At 40.9% G+C, this 19,383-nt stretch carries 17 protein-coding genes and 2 tRNA genes; 11 read left to right on the top strand and 8 right to left on the bottom strand.

From position 1 onward, the window contains the following. Positions 1-182 precede the first annotated feature (182 nt). Positions 183-782 (top strand): TIGR02466 family protein, encoded by a 600-nt coding sequence (locus tag H6F42_RS05120; RefSeq protein ID WP_190398287.1) that lies wholly within the window; start codon positions 183-185, stop codon positions 780-782. Positions 783-974: 192 nt separating this feature from the next. Further along, positions 975-1,220 carry a hypothetical protein gene (locus tag H6F42_RS05125; RefSeq protein WP_190398288.1) on the top strand — a complete coding sequence of 82 codons (246 nt, stop codon included), beginning with the start codon at positions 975-977 and terminating at the stop codon, positions 1,218-1,220. Positions 1,221-1,292: 72 nt separating this feature from the next. Here the strand turns inward: H6F42_RS05125 and H6F42_RS05130 are convergent, their stop codons facing one another. Both H6F42_RS05130 and H6F42_RS05135 read right to left on the bottom strand, forming a co-directional pair. Further along, positions 1,293-1,457: a hypothetical protein gene (locus H6F42_RS05130; RefSeq protein WP_190398289.1), complete on the bottom strand. Its 165-nt coding sequence runs from the start codon at positions 1,455-1,457 to the stop codon at positions 1,293-1,295. Positions 1,458-1,528: 71 nt separating this feature from the next. Continuing rightward, positions 1,529-1,675 carry a potassium-transporting ATPase subunit C gene (locus tag H6F42_RS05135; protein WP_190398368.1) on the bottom strand — a complete coding sequence of 49 codons (147 nt, stop codon included), beginning with the start codon at positions 1,673-1,675 and terminating at the stop codon, positions 1,529-1,531. A 147-nt stretch (positions 1,676-1,822) separates the two neighbouring features. Here H6F42_RS05135 and miaB point away from each other — a divergent pair, with 147 nt between their 5' ends. The 3 genes from miaB to H6F42_RS05150 all read left to right on the top strand — a co-directional run bounded on the left by miaB (position 1,823) and on the right by H6F42_RS05150 (position 4,591). Further along, a complete protein-coding gene (gene miaB / locus H6F42_RS05140) occupies positions 1,823-3,175 on the top strand; it encodes a tRNA (N6-isopentenyl adenosine(37)-C2)-methylthiotransferase MiaB (RefSeq protein ID WP_190398290.1) in 1,353 nt (450 codons plus the stop codon). Positions 3,176-3,252: 77 nt separating this feature from the next. Continuing rightward, a tRNA-Lys gene (locus tag H6F42_RS05145) sits at positions 3,253-3,324 on the top strand. A 100-nt stretch (positions 3,325-3,424) separates the two neighbouring features. Beyond that, positions 3,425-4,591 carry a glycosyltransferase family 4 protein gene (locus tag H6F42_RS05150; RefSeq protein WP_190398291.1) on the top strand — a complete coding sequence of 389 codons (1,167 nt, stop codon included), beginning with the start codon at positions 3,425-3,427 and terminating at the stop codon, positions 4,589-4,591. Positions 4,592-4,611: 20 nt separating this feature from the next. Here the strand turns inward: H6F42_RS05150 and H6F42_RS05155 are convergent, their stop codons facing one another. Both H6F42_RS05155 and H6F42_RS05160 read right to left on the bottom strand, forming a co-directional pair. Continuing rightward, positions 4,612-6,741 (bottom strand): ATP-binding protein, encoded by a 2,130-nt coding sequence (locus tag H6F42_RS05155; protein ID WP_190398292.1) that lies wholly within the window; start codon positions 6,739-6,741, stop codon positions 4,612-4,614. A 210-nt stretch (positions 6,742-6,951) separates the two neighbouring features. Beyond that, the gene (locus tag H6F42_RS05160; protein ID WP_190398293.1) at positions 6,952-9,510 is read right to left on the bottom strand and encodes a PAS domain S-box protein; all 2,559 of its coding nucleotides are present in this window, start codon (positions 9,508-9,510) and stop codon (positions 6,952-6,954) included. Positions 9,511-9,691: 181 nt separating this feature from the next. Between H6F42_RS05160 and H6F42_RS05165 the strand changes: the two genes are divergently transcribed. From H6F42_RS05165 to H6F42_RS05180, 4 genes are all read left to right on the top strand, one after another. Then, positions 9,692-9,955 carry a hypothetical protein gene (locus H6F42_RS05165; RefSeq protein ID WP_190398294.1) on the top strand — a complete coding sequence of 88 codons (264 nt, stop codon included), beginning with the start codon at positions 9,692-9,694 and terminating at the stop codon, positions 9,953-9,955. Between the two features lie 46 nt (positions 9,956-10,001). Then, a complete protein-coding gene (locus H6F42_RS05170) occupies positions 10,002-10,931 on the top strand; it encodes a DMT family transporter (protein WP_190398295.1) in 930 nt (309 codons plus the stop codon). Positions 10,932-11,129: 198 nt separating this feature from the next. Beyond that, positions 11,130-11,201, top strand: a tRNA-Asn gene (locus H6F42_RS05175). A 78-nt stretch (positions 11,202-11,279) separates the two neighbouring features. Further along, entirely contained in the window at positions 11,280-12,671 is a 1,392-nt protein-coding gene (locus H6F42_RS05180) for a serine/threonine-protein kinase (RefSeq protein WP_190398296.1), read from the top strand. 39 nt (positions 12,672-12,710) lie between these two features. Here H6F42_RS05180 and H6F42_RS05185 read toward each other — a convergent pair whose 3' ends face one another. The 3 genes from H6F42_RS05185 to H6F42_RS05195 all read right to left on the bottom strand — a co-directional run bounded on the left by H6F42_RS05185 (position 12,711) and on the right by H6F42_RS05195 (position 16,234). Then, on the bottom strand, positions 12,711-14,795 hold the full coding sequence (locus H6F42_RS05185; protein ID WP_190398297.1) for a bifunctional diguanylate cyclase/phosphodiesterase: 2,085 nt from the start codon (positions 14,793-14,795) through the stop codon (positions 12,711-12,713). Between the two features lie 332 nt (positions 14,796-15,127). Beyond that, positions 15,128-15,652 (bottom strand): Ycf51 family protein, encoded by a 525-nt coding sequence (locus tag H6F42_RS05190; protein WP_190398298.1) that lies wholly within the window; start codon positions 15,650-15,652, stop codon positions 15,128-15,130. Positions 15,653-15,838: 186 nt separating this feature from the next. Continuing rightward, the gene (locus H6F42_RS05195) at positions 15,839-16,234 is read right to left on the bottom strand and encodes a helix-turn-helix domain-containing protein (protein ID WP_190398299.1); all 396 of its coding nucleotides are present in this window, start codon (positions 16,232-16,234) and stop codon (positions 15,839-15,841) included. A gap of 222 nt (positions 16,235-16,456) precedes the next feature. On the opposite strand from H6F42_RS05195, the gene H6F42_RS05200 reads away from it, so the two are divergent. After that, positions 16,457-16,693, top strand: coding sequence for a CDGSH iron-sulfur domain-containing protein (locus tag H6F42_RS05200; RefSeq protein ID WP_190398300.1), 237 nt, complete (start codon positions 16,457-16,459; stop codon positions 16,691-16,693). A 226-nt stretch (positions 16,694-16,919) separates the two neighbouring features. Then, positions 16,920-17,618 carry a pirin family protein gene (locus H6F42_RS05205; RefSeq protein WP_190398301.1) on the top strand — a complete coding sequence of 233 codons (699 nt, stop codon included), beginning with the start codon at positions 16,920-16,922 and terminating at the stop codon, positions 17,616-17,618. A 52-nt stretch (positions 17,619-17,670) separates the two neighbouring features. On the opposite strand, the gene ureC is transcribed toward H6F42_RS05205, so the two are convergent. Continuing rightward, positions 17,671-19,383, bottom strand: a complete 1,713-nt coding sequence (gene ureC, locus H6F42_RS05210; RefSeq protein WP_190398302.1) for an urease subunit alpha — start codon at positions 19,381-19,383, stop codon at positions 17,671-17,673.

The raw sequence follows: 19,383 nt of genomic DNA on the forward strand, positions 1-19,383 counted from the left end.
GTAATGGCTTTGAATCAATTAAAGGCGCTATTGACTATTTTGCCCATAATTTACCCGCAATGTTGTCTTTGATTTCTTAAAGTCTCTCTACCTCTTTCTTGAAATAGCCCTGCTCCCAAAAGGGGATATAACCCTTTCACTTGCTTTGTCTTGATAACACTATTAACTCTTCTACAAAAACTATGGCTGGTTCTCGTAATGATTGGTTTCCGACTCCCATTTGGCACTTTACGATCGCTAATCATCAGCAACTCAATGCCATCCTTCTCGCAGAAATTTATGCAGAACAAGAAAAAGATCAGCAGGGGGAGAAATGGTCAAATATTCTGGGATGGCACAGCGTCAATGATTTACATAGACGCGATCGCTTCCAAGATCTCACCAAAATCATCCATACGAATGTTTTAGAGGTTGCTCAATTTTTGCAATGGGATTTACAAAAATTTTCACTACATATAACCACTTGTTGGGCAATTATCAATGGTAAGTTTGCTTCTAATTCAGTCCACAATCATCCCAATTCCATTTTAAGTGGAGTGTATTATCTCAAAGCTCCTGAGAACTGTGGTGGTATATATTTCAACGATCCTCGTCCTGCTTCGCAAATGATCATTCCTCCTGTGACAGAGTTCAATTTATGGACTTATCCTAAAGTTAGTTACAAAGCCCACGCAGGTACGATGCTTTTATTTCCTAGTTGGCTTTTGCATGGGGTAGATACAAATATGAGCGAAGAGTCTCGCATTTGTGTAAGTTTTAATATTGGCATGACTCCTCTCTAAGAAACCATTTTTGAGCAAGCGATCCAGATCACAATATTTTGAAAAGCTTACTTTGCAAACTTTTCAAAATATTGTGATCTGGATCGCCTTTATGTACTTTCAACATCACAGGATCATCAGATTAGCGATCGCATATTAGCTCTTAATAGAAGGCGATACTAATCCCATCAAGCAATAATTTCCAAAAAAGCAATGATCCTCACTTCCCTAAAGCAAGTTCGTTCCATAGTTATCAACACGGTAGCTGGCTCGGAGAATGCAATTATATTTTTAGGTAAGACCTTTGTATCCGATAAAGCCTATGACTCTCTTGACAAAGCGATCGCCGAAAGTAGAAGAGATATAGACTTAGGAATGGCTATAATCATTACACCCAATGACAACAAGTTTACAGTTTGGGTTGCAATTCCTCAGGAATTGATTTTGCAAGCTGCTTAAAATTTATCGCCAGAAAATCAAACTAACTCAGGACTAATAATAGATCTTTTGGAGAGGCAACAGTGGAGCATTTCAGTCTGAATTTTTATATACGCCTTCTCGCAGAGTTAATTCAATCTCAGACGCAAAGTATGTAGGAACTTCTATTTCAGATATTTGGATAAAGTTCTGCTCAGCATAGCTAACTTCAAATTCGCCTAGTACTTCATCAATCTTTTTGTAATTGTTGTATGGCATATTTTGACTTTAAATACTTGATTAGGTTTGGGACTCGGTAAGCACAACTCGTGAATTCTACTTACCCAATTCTAAGCTTTTGATAAGCTATCTAACGCCGCATTTAGCTTCAACACATTTACGCCATCCTCACCAAAGATACCGAGAAAACGGCGATCGCTATTTTGTTCGATTAGCTTTTCCATTGGGCTAGGTTCAACTTTGCGGACTTGAGCAATTCTGGCAACTCGCTTCTTGGGTTTTGAGTTGTCTTAATGCAAGTGACCACAGTTATTTTTTTGCTGTGTTTCTCATAGATTATGACAATCAATGCTGAAAGATATTAGAATAGGACAGTAATATTTTCGGCTTGGTTAAACACTTTCATGACTGCTCAGAAATATCACATCATCACCTTCGGCTGCCAAATGAATAAAGCTGACTCCGAACGCATGGCAGGCGTTTTGGAAGATATGGGCTATCAGTCAACCGAGGAAAGCGAAGAAGCCGACCTAATTTTGTACAACACTTGCAGCATTCGTGATAATGCTGAGCAGAAAGTTTATTCGTACTTAGGACGACAAGCCAAGCGCAAACGCGAAAATCCTAACTTAACTTTAGTCGTGGCTGGTTGTGTCGCCCAGCAAGAAGGCGAAGCATTACTTCGTCGCGTTCCTGAACTTGATCTGGTGATGGGTCCCCAGCATGTCAATCGCCTTGGAGACTTATTGGGACAGGTCTTTAATGGCAATCAAGTCGCCGCCACCGAAGAAGCCTATATTGAAGAAGACATCACCACCCCTCGCCGCAATAGCTCAGTATCGGCTTGGGTAAATGTGATCTATGGCTGTAATGAAAATTGCACCTATTGCATTGTGCCTTCAGTGCGCGGACGAGAACAGTCTCGGACTCCTGAAGTCATTCGCCAAGAAATTGAAGGGCTTGCGGCGCAGGGCTACAAAGAAATTACTTTGCTGGGGCAAAATATTGATGCCTATGGGCGTGATTTGCCCGCAGGTAGTATCGGTGCGGGTGTGGGCGGCAAAATTACCTTTACGGATCTGCTTTATTACGTCCATGATGTGGAGGGGATCGATCGCATTCGCTATGCCACCAGTCACCCCCGCTATTTCAGCCCTCGCTTAATTAAAGCTTGCTCCGAACTGCCCAAGGTTTGTGAACATTTCCATATTCCTTTTCAGTCAGGGGATAACGACATCTTGAAGGCAATGGCGCGGGGCTATACCCATGAGCGTTATCGCCGCATTATTGATGATATTCGCGCGGTGATGCCCGACGCTGCGATTACTGCTGACGCGATCGTCGCTTTCCCGGGGGAAACTGAGGAGCAGTTCGATCGCACTGTACAACTAGTCAATGATATCGGCTTTGACTTGGTGAATACCGCCGCCTATTCGCCTCGTCCGGGAACCCCTGCGGCGATTTGGGGAAATCAGTTAAGTGAGGAGATTAAAAGCGATCGCCTGCAACGTCTAAACCATGTTGTTAATCAAAATGCCGCCGAGCGATCGCAGCGTTATGCAGGACGTATCGAAGAAATCATGATTGAAGGTACTAACTACAAGAATCCTAATCAAGTAATGGGACGCACACGCACCAACCGTATCGCTTTCACAGAGAACACTACAGGCAAATCATTGGCTGAGCTAATTGGACAAACGGTATCTATAAGAATTACTGAAGTAAGACCTTTTAGTTTAACTGGCGTAATTTGCTAAAAGCATGTTAGACTAGCCAAGCGCGTTAAAAACAAATAAGATAATTTTTTGTTAAACAGCGCTGTGACAAACTAAATGGGTCGCTAACTCAACGGTAGAGTACTCGGCTTTTAACCGATTAGTTCCGGGTTCGAATCCCGGGCGACCCATAAAATCCCGAAATTAGCCAGTGCTACGCACTGGCTAATTTCTTATAGCTGTCGTCTGAGCATTTGGTATTATACCTTTGGTAATAATGTGGTGTAATTCATGCATATTGCATGGTTAGGTAAAAAATCGCCTGCTTGTGGCAACGTGACCTACAGTCGCGAAATTACAAATGCGTTACTCGATCGCGGGCATCGTGTTAGCTTTATGCATTTTGCGCCTGAGACCGATAGTGACAATCCAGATGATGAACTGGATGAAAACTCTCAAGAAGCCCAAGATGTAGCACTACCCTTTCTTTATAAGTCCACCATTTATACGGTTCCTTCACTGCGGGCTAATAAAATTTTGATCGATTCCTTGCGATCGCTCAAACCCGATCTTGTCCATGCATCCCTTGCCATATCTCCCCTCGATTTCCGCTTACCAGAAATTTGTGCCGAGCTAGATTTACCCCTTGTCGCTACTTTTCACCAACCCTTCGATCTCAAACGACGCAATCTTGCCTCTAGCACGCAGCAACTCACCTATCAGATTTATGCGCCATCCCTCGCTGATTACAATCAGGTGATTATTTTTTCCAACATTCAGAAAGAACTACTGAATAAGCTAGGCGTTCCCAATACAAGGATTGCGGTTATTCCCAATGGTGTTGATAGCGATCGCTATTCTCCGGGGGAATCAAATATTAAGCGAGAACTCAAGGCGGATGTGCTATTTCTCTATCAAGGTCGCCTAGCTGCTGAAAAAAATGTGGAGGCTCTGCTCAAAGCTTGGCGCAAATGCCGAATGCCTGAAAATTGCAAATTAGCGATCGTTGGTACTGGTCCCCTACTCGCAGGTTTAAAAGCCTTTTATGGAAATGACCCTACCATTGTGTGGATGGGATATATTGCGGATGAGCAGCGCCGCATTGAGATATTGCGCGGTACGGATGTGTTTATCTTGCCTTCCCTCGTGGAAGGTTTATCTCTCTCCTTGTTAGAAGCCATGTCCTGTGGGGTGGCTTGTATTGCCACCGATGTGGGAGCCGATGGTGAAGTGATTGAGCATGGCGCAGGAATTATTCTTGATTCCCATAAGGTGACTTCGCAACTTTGTACACTTCTGCCTTTATTTGTCGATCATCCTGAAATGGCTAAAATTATTGGGCTGAAGGCAAGACAAAGGGTTTTAGACCGCTATACCTTAACTAAAAATATCGATCACCTCGAAGTTCTCTATGAGCAAACTATGAGTCAGCAATGGGTTCGAGTCAGTGCTTTCTAAAGACACGCGATCGCTCCTCTTTAAATATACTTGGCGATGGTTTGGACGAGAGCTTTGAGTTTAACTGGCTTCATTAAATAATCAGTAATTCCCACTTCGAGAAACTTTTCGCGATCGCCCTCTATCGCTAAATCTGTCATGGCAATAATTGGTATATTAGCCAAACTAGAGTCTAGTCTTATTTGCTTAATTGTCTCAAGTACATCGATGTTAGACATTTTCAGATCAATCACCATCATATCTGGCTGATAGAGTTGAGCATTAGCAAAAGCATTTTGATGATCGCAAGAACCTTGTACGCGAAAACTCTTGGCTTCTAGATAACAAAAGATCGTGCTGAGATTTACTTCATTGTCTGCAACTAAAAAAATTAGAGGAGATGTAGTTAGAGGTGGAGATACACTCGAACTAGGAATTTCCAAAGCTGTTTCCGCTATGGGGACAAAACCTTCCCGCAAGGGAAGTTCGATGGTAAAGCAACTGCCCTTATCAATTTCGCTAATTACACCTACCCGTCCTCCGTGCAACTCGATAATTTTTTTAACGAAAGTCAAACCAATTCCCGATCCATTGTACTGACGATTAATTTTGCTATCTAATTGAGTGAAAGGCTCAAACAAAATTGATATATGCTCCTCCGCAATCCCTATTCCTGTATCCATAACTGCTAATCGCAGCCAACAATCAGAGTCTTGGCGATCGCAATGGGTATCCACCTGTAATTCAATGGAGCCACCTGTGGGCGTGAATTTCACCGCATTACTTAGCAATTTAATCAATACTTGCTGGATATGATTACAATCAATTTCCACATAGGGCAGATTAGGCTGGATTTTGTACACAACCTTAATTTTCTTTTGGAGAGCAGATTGTTGGATTAAACTCAAACTGGTTTGACAGATCTGATCGATACTGCTGGGGCTGAGATTGAGGGCAAATCGTCCCGCCGCAATATTTGTGATATTGAGAATGTCTTCAATCATTCCTAATAGATGTTTACCACTGGTGGCAATGGTATTTAAGGCTGTGAGTTGTTTTTGATTAGTAAGTCCAAATGCATGATCTTGAAAGGCTTCCGTCAATCCAAGAATTGCATTAAGTGGAGTTCTCAACTCATGACTCATCACCGATAGAAACTCATCTTTGAGGGAGCTAGCCCTCATCAGTTCTATATTAGAGAGAGCAAGTTTTTCATTGCTAGCTTGAAGTTCTGCTTCAGCAATTTTCTGAGCAGTAATATCTTTGGCAATGCCCAAATATCCTGTAATCCCATCTTGGGGTGAACAAATCGCTGTAATTGATAGCAAGACAGGAATTCGATTACCATTTTTATGAATATATGTCCATTCTTCTTCAAATACTTCCCCCAGTTTTGCTTTCGCAATAAATACCTCAAATCCCGCTTCAATATTTTGCTGTAATGCTGTAGAGAGAAGGGCGGCTCTCTCTGATATTTCGTTAAAGTCATGAAAGCTGGCAGGGGTTTTGCCCAGTATTTCCGCCTCTGTATATCCCAAAAGTGCTTCTGCACCTGTATTAAAAGATTTGATGATCCCTTCTAAGTCGGTGGAAATAATCGAAAAGTTGGCACTATCGAGAATTGCTTTCTGAAACATTGCAATTTCAAATAATTGCTTCTGCATCTCTTTTGCAGTAAATTCTTTGAGTCTTAGCTCTAACTGGCTGATTACTAAACTTCCCAAGACTTGAAGTTGTTGAATTTGTTTGGAATTAAGATTTTTTGGTTGATAATCAATGACACATAAGGTTCCTAAAATATAGTTGTCAGGTGTTATCAACGGAACCCCTGCGTAAAAACGAATTTTAGGATCATCCTGAACCAAAGGATTATTGGCAAAACGTTCATCTTTAGTTGCGTCTGGGACTATTAAGATAGATTCCAATGCAACCACATGACCACAAAAAGAAATGTCTCGCGATGTTTCTGAAACATCAATCCCAAATCGTGATTTGAACCACTGGCGATCGCGATCAACTAGTGAAATCAAGGCGATCTCCGTGTCGCAAATATCGGCAGCTATTTGGGTTAAATCATCATATTCTTTCTCAGGCAAAGTATCGACGATTTTATAGCGGTCTAATGCGGCTAGTCGTTCATTTTCATTTGTAGGGATTAGAGGTATTTTCATAGGATCAAATCATCGCCTAATTTACTAACTAAAAAGTTATTCGTAAACTTACTTATTCATATAGTAATACCAAATGAAGAAATGGCGTAGCCATTTCTTCATTTAAAAAACCTTACTGGGTTTGGTTTGTAAATCACAAAAGTGTTGTCCCACTTTCGTGATTTGGTATAACTAAAAGTTTGCTTAGGTTATAAAACGCTTTTTTTATACTTAAACTTCTAAATATTGTTGGATTAGCATCGTCATTTGCTTAAGTTTGACGGGCTTACTTAAATAATCGGTCGCGCCTGCTTCTAAACATTTTTCGCGATCGCCATCCATCGTTAAAGCAGTTAGGGCAATAATCGGAATATTCTTAGAATTATCATCTATTCGGATTTGGCGGATCGCCTCTAACCCATCCACAGTCGGCATCTGAATATCCATTAAAATCAAATCTGGATGATGGCTTTTGGTAAAGGCGATCGCTTCTACTCCATTTTTAGCTATTAGCGTACGATAATTTTTAGCTTCTAAATAGCTAGAAAAAGTAATAAGATTCGCCTCATTATCCTCAGCAATCAAGATTAAAGGATTATTGTTTATATTTGTTTCCGAAAAACTAATTTCTTTAATAGATTCATGATTATTAAGATTGGATGATATGAGCAGAGAACTACTTTTTTGTAAATCTAAATCTGCAAATTCTTCTGGTTTACAGACATAGGGTAGGCGTACCGTGAAATTACTGCCACTTCCTCGCTGACTACGCAAAATCACATCTCCACGGTGAAGTTCTACTATTTTTTTTACTAGAGCTAATCCTAAGCCTGTACCTTCATATTGTCTATTCAGATTGCTATCTATTTGAATAAATGGCTTAAACAATTTTGCTTGATCGGCTTCAGAAATACCAATACCTGTATCAATTACGGAAATGCAGAGATATTTTTGAAACCCTATGTAGCATCCTTTTTGATCGTCAAGATTAATAGGTTTGCGTAGGCGAACTAGGGATATCGGCTCAGACAAATTGATATCCATTGGTTCATAGTGAACTGCAAGGGTAACTTGTCCAGCGATGGGCGTAAATTTGATAGCGTTGTTTAAGAGATTAATCAGTACTTGCCGAATTCGCCTTTCGTCTAAATCCATTACTCCTAAATCTTTGGGCAGTCTTGCCTTAAGTCGAATTTGTTTTTTAAAAGCTTGCTGTTTAACAAAGGTAAGACTGGATTGACATAACTCCTCGATGTCAACTTTAGAGATTTCTAAATCTAGTTTTCCTGCTTCTATTTTAGAAAGTTCAAGAATTTCATTGATTAATGATAGTAAATGTTGTCCACTGCTGGCAATTGTAGCGATCGCACTAGACTGGCGATCATTCAGATTGCCCAATATCTTATCTAGTAAACTTTCGGACATTCCTAAAATGGCATTTAGTGGAGTTCGCAATTCATGACTCATGTTGGCGAGAAATTCGTCCTTAAGGCGTGTAGCTCTCATTAGCTCTGCATTGGAGTATTCGAGACGTTGTTCATAGTCTTTTTGCTCTTGCTCCAGACGTTTGCGATCGCTAATATCTCTAAAAATCCCTTGAGCCAACATTTTGCCATCTAGCTCGATACTACTTCCAGTAATTTCCACAGGAACTTTCGTTCCATCTTTCTGTAAAATAGTGCTTTCTATCGGGTGTTTGTAATTCTCTTCTAAAATTTGTTTAAAATGCTGGCGAGTGATTTCTAAAGTCTCCAAAGGATGAATTTGAGATGTATGCATCTCCATGAGTTCTTCGTGGCTATAGCCTAGCAATGTCTCAGCCATTTTGTTAGTGCTAATAATGTAGCCTTGGTCATCGGCTAGAACAATTGCGTCACTTGCTCCATCCATCAAAGCTCGGTAAAGTTTTTCTCTTTTTTCTAGAGCGATTTCTGCTTCTTTGCGATCGGTAATATCCGTTAAAGTGCCGATATATCCAGTCAGGCTGTTATTTTCAGGATCAAGCTCTTGGACTACTTGCACGTAAAACCAGTTGATACTTCCATCTGGTCGCAAATGTCGCCCTTCCCCATAATTGATGATTTGTTTGACAGGATTTGGATCACTATGGCTTTGTATCCATTGACTAATGAAGAGATCGCGATCCTCTGGATGTAATGTGTCCGTCCATCCATCCCCCAAAGCTGATTCTGCTGGATAGCCTGTCATTTCACTCCAGCGATCATTTACATAGGTGCATTTACCCTGCTTATTAAAATGAAAAATAGCTACGGGAGCCGCCGTCGCTAAACTTGTATAACGGGTTTTGCTCTCCTGTAAATCTAATTCCGCTTGCTTGTGTTGAGGAATATCAGTTTCTAAAGCACTTCTACTCGCAAGGATTTCAATTAATTTCTCCTTGTCTAACACACCAAGGAGGCGATCGCCATTTAATACGGGCAAATGCCGAACTTGCGGGGGGAAAGTTGTCAAAAACGAAGAAATATTGCTAATAAAATTATTTAACTCTGACTCTTGGAGCGTAACTACAGGACTCATCACTTCCTGTAAATTTAGTTTATCTAAATTAAGACGCTGAAGGCTAATACGCACTAAATCACGTTCTGTGAAAATGCCCAGTAAAGTGGGTTCCTCATTCTGTTTGCTTTGGCTCTGCGTTACAAGCACATAACCCTCATTTTGCATCAAAGCGATCGCCTCCATCACACTCATATCCTGTGAAGCCATCGGAGGATCGCGAGTGATTACCGAATGCAAAGCTGTAATTTTTGACGAAAATTCAGTAGTCATTGATTGGCAATTGCTGTGACAAGATTATAGCGATTTCTGCACATACTTATTTGCCACACATTAATAAAAACCAAACTGATTTCCTCATTTAGCGGGGGAATCAGTTTGGTTTTTATTAAGCCTCTGTACTTTGCTATATAATTCGGCATGATTACGCGAAATTTAGTCGGAGTAGATCGAGATGCCGAGAGAACCCAAAAAGCCTAATGAATACATCGTGCATTTAAAGCTAGAAGGTGGGCAAGAAGTCATAACAAAATTTACGACCATTGAAGAAGTGAAAACTTGGTATGCATCGCAATTTAAGGCGAAGGCTAATGAGGATGATCTGATGCCTATTCCCGTAAGAGCCGAATTAAATGAAATTTTGCTGGTTCGTCCTAAACGGGTTATTGCTATTCACGTTGAGCCGATTTACTCCTCTAGCGTCGAAATGTTTTCATAAAATTAAAAGGGGCGCTGCGCCCCTTTTAATTTTATGAATAAAAATAATGCCTCTACATCAAGTTTCGGGGCGATCGCGTTTAGGTCTGGCGCTATCGTTGCTCACAGTTTTGTTATGGGGATTTTTAGCGATCGCCTTAAAAATCGTTCTCCAAGAGCTAGATCCCTTCACAGTCACTTGGTTTCGTTTTACTGTCTCAGGGGTCGTTTTAGGAGCATATCTAGCCATAACTAAGCAATTACCAACATGGCAACAATTGCAGAAAATTCCCTTGCCCGTGTTTTTAGTAGCCGTTGGCGGTTTAACGCTGAACTATGTTTTATTTTTAATTGGGGTGGGCAAAACCTCCGCCAATAACGCTCAGGTAATCACCCAGATCGCGCCCGTGATGATGGGCATGGCTTCATTGGTAATTTTTAAAGAAAAGTATAACTATCTACAGTGGTGTGGCGTAGGTATTCTGGTCTGCGGATTGTTGCTGTTTTCCCATGACCAAGTGCGATCGCTAATCACCAGCTTTGACACCTACCTGTGGGGCAATACGTTATTAGTAATAGGCGCGATCGTCTGGGCTTTTTATGGACTAGCTCAGAAACAGCTATTGCTCAATTTGCCTTCGTCATCCGTATTGCTATGTCTCTACCTCAGTGCAGCAACGCTACTCGCACCAATAGCAAATCCTCAGAGACTGCTCACTCTGTCAGCGTTGCCTATGATTACCCTCATATTTTGTGCCTTTAATACTTTGATTGCTTACGGAGCTTTTGCGGCAGCCCTCGAACATTGGGAAGCATCACGGGTTAGCGCCGTAATTACCCTTGCCCCTCTGGTCACTTTAGTCGCCTCAGCGATCTTGCCTAATTTTATCCCCCAATTTTTGCCTCCTTCTCCCCTTAGTTTGTTGGGTTATACAGGAGCGATCGCGGTAGTTTGTGGTTCTATGGTCATTTCCTTAGCCTCAAATCCGAATAATTAGTACCAAAAGCCAAAATCGCTAATCGATTTTGGCTTTTTATTTTTTTGCTATAAAGCTTATCTAGAGAAGCTTTTGGAGATTTTTTGAAAAAAACTTGAAGTTTTTTTCAAAAAATCTCCAAAAGGGGTTGCACAAATACCACCCTTATACGCTATAGTTGTTAACGCTGAAGTCAATGACGAAGCAAAACCGCTACATTCCTCAGTAGCTCAGTGGTAGAGCAATCGGCTGTTAACCGATCGGTCGCAGGTTCGAATCCCGCCTGGGGAGTTATTAAAAAAGAAGGTATGCATTGCATATCTTCTTTTTTGTTATTGCGATAAAATTGGGCAAAAGCATGATAAAACTATGCCCCAGTCACAAGATATCCTCAAAGAGCGTTATCAACTGCAAAATCAGTTAGGGCTGAATTCAGGTCGCCAAACATGGCTCGCCCAAGATTTGCAATCTAATGGAGAGCTTGTAGTAGTTAAGTTGTTGACTTTTGGGGGAGATGTGCAATGGGAAGACTTAAAACTATTTGAGCGCGAGGCTCAAGTTCTCAAGCAGCTTAATCATCCAAGGATTCCTAAGTATCGAGATTACTTTTCGATTGATGAGCGATCGCTATGGTTTGGGCTAGTCCAAGAATATATTCAAGGCTCCTGCCTTAAGCAATTAATTGTACAGGGGCAAAAATTTACCGAGTCCCAGATCGAAGATATCGTCACGGATACCTTGGAGATATTGATTTACCTGCATGGACTTAATCCACCCGTACTCCATCGCGATATCAAGCCTAGCAACTTAATTTGGAGCGATCGCCAAGAAATTTATCTAGTAGATTTTGGGGCAGTTCAGGATAAAGCTTCGGCAGAAGGTAAGACTTTTACTGTAGTTGGGACCTATGGCTATGCGCCAATGGAGCAGTATGGAGGGCGAGCCGTCCCAGCATCGGATCTCTACGCTTTAGGTGCAACAGCAATTCATTTATTAACGGGGACTTCACCTGCGGAGTTGCCCCAAGACGATGAACTAAATATCCAGTTTCGCGATCGCTCGGGAGCAAGTCCTCAATTATTAGACTGGGTACAGAAAATGACCGCTCCTTCACCCAAACGACGGTTTGCCTCCGCTAGAGAAGCTCTAGATATGCTCCACAGCACCATCGAGCCTATAAAAAGAACATCTAATAATAGTCCTTCGCATTTCAAAGTCCCGAATATCAAAATCCCACAGCCACCGCTTAGCAAAGTCAAGATCGAGCGATCGGCAACGCACTTATTAGTTACGATTCCGCCTTCCATGTGGGCAATGGTAACTTCCGCCTGTTTATCGTCAGTCGCAATATTTATTGTATTTTTTATATCTACTTTAATATCGCGATGGAATCCTACATTCGCGATCGGTTTACTATTAGGAACATTAGTTCTTAGCTATATGTTTGTAGTTACGAACTGGTCTACGATTATTTTTGAGATTGATACTAATCATGTTCATTGTAGATTGGTGAAGCGCATTTTTAGATGGCAGCATTTTCTTCAAAAATTTAATATTAGGCAGATTGAATATATTCATACTTCTATGCAAAGTAAAACAGGGGGATCGGTAATTATTCAAAATCGTCAACAACTACCTCAATATCCCCGCAAACCAGAGCCGATTATTAATCGATGTGTAGTCGGTGATAACCGTCTTACCGAACTAGAAACTGCATGGTTAGCCCAAGAAATTCAAACTTGGTTACAAAGCTTAAAATAAGAAAGATAAGTGGCGGCGCTTCACATCGCCACTTATCTTTTATGAAGATTGCTGAATCCATTGAGTAGCTTTTTCGCTATCCAGAGGATGAGAAATAAAGTATCCTTGCACTTCAATGCTACTACCTCCAAGCCCTTCAAAATAATCTAACTCTTCCAAAGTTTCCACTCCTTCTACAACAATTCCCATACCCAGATTATTAGCTAAACGTAAGATTGAATGAATAATGCGTTGGCTTTTCTTATCAGTAAAGATACGATTAGTGAAACTTCGATCAATCTTTAAGACATCAATGGGTAAATTTTGAAGATAGCTAAAGGAAGAATAGCCAGTACCAAAGTCATCAATATAGACCTGTACCCCAATCTCCCGCAATTGTTCTAATTTTTGAGAAGAAACTTCAATATTTTCCATCAAAATAGTTTCGGTAATTTCCAATTTAATCAAACTAGGAATCACTTGATTCTGTTTGATAATTTGATGAATTCTTTCCACAAAGTCTGATTGAATCACCTGCAAAGTAGATACATTAATCGCTAGGGTTAGGGGGGATATATTAGGAATTGTTTGCTGCCATTGATATAACTGTTTACATGCTGTATCTAAAACCCAATAGCCAATTTTAATAATTTCTCCACTTTCCTCTGCGATTGGTAGAAATTCTTGGGGAGATATCAAACCCTGTAAAGGGTGTAACCAACGTAATAAAACTTCAAAGCCAGTAAGTTGATGGAGATGTAGTGAGACAATTGGCTGATAAACTAAGTAGAATTCTTGTCTTTCAAGAGCTTGACGTAAATCCGATTCTAGTTGCCATTTAACCCTAGAGCCTTGCTGCATATCCATATTATATAAAGCATATTTCCCTTTGCCTAACTTGCGGGATTTATGCATAGCTATGCTGGCATCTCTTAATATTTCATTAGCATAATTGTACTCCAGATCACTTAGAGCAATTCCAATACTCACAGAAGTAAAAATCTTTTGATTATTTACGATAAATGGTTGTTTGATACTCTCTATAATTTGCTCAGCTAGGCTAAAAATATATTCTTGATTATCAATATTTTCTACGAGAATTGAAAATTCATCACCATCAATTCTAGAAATAGTTATATTATCTTGTTGAAATTTAGCGAGGCGTTGTCCAATTTCTTGTAACACCTTATCCGCAACAGAAATACCGAAGTTATCATTAATCGATTGAAAGCGATCGCCATCTATAAAAATAACCGCAAACTGCATACTGGGTTCTAACTTTAACCTAGTAAAGGCTAAATCCAAAGATTCCATAAATGAATCACGATTGGGCAATCCCGTTAAAGAGTCGTGAAGTTGGCTATGATTTAATTGTTCAATAACTAAATCTCTTTCAATTCTAATGGAATCTGATTTAACTAGTAATTGTAATTGATGTATACAAATTGCTAACTGAGTAGCCAACCTTTCGAGTAAATCTATTTCCCAATTTTGCCAATAATGCGCGTGATTATATTGATGAATAATAATCAATCCCCACAATTTCTTGCTAAAGGGAATTGCTAACGAAATTGCTGAGTGGATACCTAAGGGCAATAAAGATTCTGCTACTTTGGGATCAACTGTAGGGGAAGAAATATCATTAACAACTACACTCACGCATCTTTGGTAGCATTGGAGCCATTCCGAATCGGTATAGAGGGGAGGTAGTTCTTTTCCAAGTAGCGATCGCTCGGGAACGCTGACTAATTCACATTTGATTTCCCGATGATTATCATCAGTAAATTGATAGACAATTACCTGATCGATTTGCAAAAGTTGTTGTATTTCCAAGACTACCGTATCTAGCAATTCCTCTAAATCGATAGATTGACGTAATCTATTTAACATTAACGCTAATAAAGTGTTAATTTCGTCTTCATTTAAGGAATCTTCACCTAATTTTGCTTTATAAACTTGCTTAATTCTTAACTTTAGACTAATCGTATCTTTGTCTAATTCGTCAAAATTTTTAGCTAATATCGTAGATAGAGATTGAATACTCTGAAGATCTTTATGTTGCTGTTCGGTTAGGTTTGTAGACTCGCTAATGCGATTTGTACATTCAATTATTTCGCCTAGCGTATCAAAAAACTGTTTTCGCATAGTCTCAGAAAGTTTAGTTGGTTAGACTGATGGCTTTACGAGCAAGATTAACACTAGAGCATATCAATGCTAAAAGCACTTTAAAGATTTGAGATGTTATACGTGCTGTATATGTATAACTAAAAGTATAACTGAGATACTCCGATCCCAGTCAAGAATTAGCTATGCGGCGCGAAGCGCCGCATAGCTAATTCTTGGCTGGCATGTTCTATTTTTAGACTGGGAAAGGAGTAAGTAGCTAGGCATAATTAATTACAAACCAAAAGCCGTAAAGTTGCGCTCTGTAGGGGCGCAACTTTACGGCTTTTGGTAATTTATTTTATACAAGTACTTTATAAACTTTGATTTTTGGGAAGTTCCGCAAACTTATCGGGAAAGATCTCTATTTCAATATTGGGATCATTGCGAAGACTCAGCGATCGCTTAACACGCCCTAAATATAAAGGCTTCGATACACCTTCTTGAGGGTGAATAACTGTTCTCGCATAAATGGTAAGTTGCTCTGCACCTTGGCTATTGCGCCCAGGGGAAAATAAGTTGCTACTAGCTTGTTTCAATGTTGACACTAGCTGCTCAGGGGTGACAGTAGGCGGAACAACAATTGTTGCTTGGGGACCAAAGCGATCGAAAACAGTCTTAAAAGCAACCGAGCCTTCGATAGATGTGCGGGTAATTGGCTCAAAGCTTAGGGAAAATAGTCCTACAACTAATACTACCGAAAAGAGGGTAGCGCCTACCATGCGATAGCGCCAGCTCCACTGACGGGCAACAGCTAAGCCTGTTACCAAAGCACATGCCAATACAAATATGCCCATTCCCTGTGCAAGCTGACCAAATAAAGCAGGCGTTAACGACATAACTTAATTTATTGTGAATTATTAAATAACTACTCAGTTCATTTTATAGCGGCTTGTACAGTAAGTTGCTAGGCGCAATTAAATATAAACCCCAAAAAAGTGTGGCGCACGCGCCGCTTGTGCCACACTTTTTTGGCAAACATCAATAGTTAAAGAGTCGCAGCACTTTACGCTGCGACTCTTTAACTATTGATGTTCTAAGTACTTTTTACCCCAGAGATGCATGGCATCTAATACAGGACGTAAAGTTTTACCCAAGGGGGTAAGAGAATATTCGACTTTTGGCGGTACTTGCATATAGATTTCACGATGGATTAAGCCATCACGCTCCATTTCCCGCAATTGCTGAGTGAGCATTTTTTGGGTGATACCATGCAAGCCACGATGCAATTCACCAAAGCGTCTTGTACCATTGAATAATTCATGTAAGATTAAAACTTTCCAACGACCACCGATCGCATCAAGTGTCGCTTCGACAGGACAACTGGTGCGATCGCTTTGATAAGAAGCACTGCAATTAACTTCTTCTGATTGAATCGGCTCAGTAAATGTATCGGGAAAAGTAACAACAAATTTATCCATAGTTTCTTTTTGGTATGTACCTTACAAAAAAGTGCATACTTTACGCAAAGACTGTAAAGCAATTATATTTAGATTTATCAGAAATCAACAAGTAATCAATAACTTCTCTTTGTTTAGGACTTTGCCGTAACCCAAGGAGCTGACGTTTGATGGCGCGAGTCGCCTCATCAAAAGCCAGTTCCTAATCAACCAGTAAATTACCACTTAAATTTGGATAGAACTATGAGTGAGCCTAAGATCGTTGATAAAAAGCCCGTTGTATTAGAACTCGAACCTAAGACTTATTATTGGTGTACCTGTGGAGAATCCACTAATCAACCCTATTGTAATGGAGCGCATAAAGGTACTGGCTTTACTCCTCTTGTCTTTGAAGTAACAGAAGCTAAAAAAGTCGCTCTCTGTCTATGCAAACATACAGGCAATGCTCCATTCTGTGATGGCGCACATACTAAATTGTAATGGCGTTGCCCCCCATTTTATGATGGCGCGGCTTCGCCGCGCCATCATAAAATAGTTTGAGTAATACCAAATCACGAAAGTGTGACAACACTTTTGGGTTTTAAAACCCAAACCCAGTAAAGTTTTTCTAATGAAGAAATGGCTACACTATTTCTTCATTAGGTATAAAGTTTTAAGATTTTCATTTTGCCTGCGACAAAATGAAAATCGCTATAGGAGAAAAATTATGTTGACTATTCGCAAATCCGAAGAAAGAGGTCATGCAAATCATGGTTGGCTCGATAGTTACCACACTTTCTCATTTGCTAACTACTACGATCCACAGCATATTGCCTTTCGCTCTTTACGAGTAATTAATCAAGACCAAATTGCAGGAGGCAAAGGCTTCGGCACGCATCCCCATCGAGATATGGAAATTATTACCTATATGCTTGATGGTGCATTAGAGCATAAGGATAGTATGGGCAATGGTTCTATTATTCGAGTAGGCGATGTCCAGAGAATGAGTGCGGGAACAGGAATTACCCATAGCGAGTTTAATCATTCTGCAACTGATATCGCTCATTTGTTGCAAATATGGATTCTGCCCAACCAACAGAATGTAACTCCTAGTTATGAGCAGATTTCTTTTTCTAGAGAAGAGAAATTGAATCAATTACGATTGATTGCATCCCCTAATGGTAGCGATCGCTCAGTTACAATTCATCAAGATGCTTACATATATGCCTCTATTCTCGAAGATGGCGCTATGGTTAGCCATAGAGTTCAAGCTAATCGTTATGCATGGGTACAGGTTGCTAGAGGAAGTGTGTTAATTGATGATCGCTTACTCAAAGCTGGAGATGCGATCGCTAGCGATCAAGCTGGGGATTTGTCAGTGATGGCTCAGGATGATGCTGAGATTCTCATCTTTGATTTAGCCTAAACCAATTCAGTCTTTAATCAAAGAGGCGCTGGCAAAGCCAGCGCCTCTTTGATTAGAAGAGAAAGTATCTTTGTGCCATCGGCAATACTGATGCAGGTTCGCAAGTGAGTAATTCCCCATCGGCTCGGACTTCGTAAGTTTCCGAGTCAACTTCCATGTGAGGAAGCGCATCATTAAGTTTCATATCCCGTTTACTGATATTACGAGTTCCTTTAACGGTAAGTACCTGCTTCTTCAAGCCTAATTGAGTAGGAATACCTCGCTCCATCGCAACTTGGGAAAGGAAAGTAAAAGATGTGGGCGCGATCGCTCCTGCATAACTGCCAAACATTGGACGCATATATACAGGTTGGGGGGTGGGGATACTAGCATTGGCATCACCCATCTGCGCCCAAGCAATGAAGCCTCCTTTCAATACCATTTCGGGCTTAACTCCAAAAAAGGCAGGATGCCAAAGAACTAGATCGGCGATTTTGCCCACTTCCACCGAACCGACATATTCAGAAATACCATGGGCGATCGCAGGATTTATCGTGTACTTTGCCACATAGCGCTGAGCGCGGAAATTATCAGCTCTAGTACTTTCGGCACTAGAAAGAACTCCTCGCTGCACTTTCATTTTGTGAGCAGTTTGCCAAGTTCTAATAATCACTTCGCCAACTCTTCCCATTGCTTGCGAGTCAGAGGAAATCATACTGAATGCACCGATATCATGGAGAATATCTTCAGCAGCGATCGTTTCGCGACGGATTCTTGATTCTGCAAAGGATACATCTTCGGGAATGCTAGGATCAAGATGGTGACAGACCATCAGCATATCAAGATGTTCATCAAGAGTATTTAAAGTATAGGGACGAGTGGGATTAGTAGAAGAAGGCAGAACATTCGCTTCACCACAAATCTTGATAATATCGGGAGCATGACCACCACCTGCGCCTTCGGTGTGATAGGTATGGATGACGCGATTTTTAAAAGCGGCGATCGTATCTTCCACAAATCCCGCTTCGTTAAGCGTGTCGGTGTGGATGGCAACCTGCACATCATATTCATCGGCAACACCTAAGCAAGTATTAATCGTGGCGGGAGTCGTTCCCCAGTCCTCATGAAGCTTTAAGCCGATCGCACCCGCTTCCACCTGTTCCACTAAGCCTTCGGGCTTGCTGCTATTCCCTTTTCCGAGAAATCCTAAATTCATCGGGAAAGCATCGGCGGCTTGCAACATCCGATACATATTCCAAGGACCGGGGGTACAAGTTGTCGCATTTGTTCCAACGGCGGGTCCAGTTCCACCACCGATCATCGTCGTAATACCAGAAGCGATCGCGACTTCAATTTGTTGGGGACAGATAAAATGGATATGGGTATCAATGCCGCCTGCGGTGAGAATGCGTCCTTCTCCTGCGATGATTTCCGTACCCGCACCAATAATAATATCTACGTTATCCTGAATGTAAGGATTTCCTGCCTTCCCGATCGCCACAATCTTGCCATCTTTAATTCCCACATCCGCCTTCACTACGCCCCACCAATCGAGAATCAGTGCATTGGTAATCGCAACATCTACGGCTCCATTGGCATTAGTAATTGGCGATTGTCCCATACCATCGCGGATCACCTTGCCACCACCAAATTTCACTTCATCGCCGTAGGTGGTGTAGTCTCGTTCGACTTCAATAAATAATTCGGTATCAGCTAAGCGAACTTTATCACCAACGGTTGCGCCATAGGTTTCTGCGTAGGCACGGCGCGACATTCTATAACTCAT

The organism is Pseudanabaena sp. FACHB-1998 (genome assembly GCF_014696355.1).
In the GTDB taxonomy this organism is placed as follows: domain Bacteria; phylum Cyanobacteriota; class Cyanobacteriia; order Pseudanabaenales; family Pseudanabaenaceae; genus Pseudanabaena.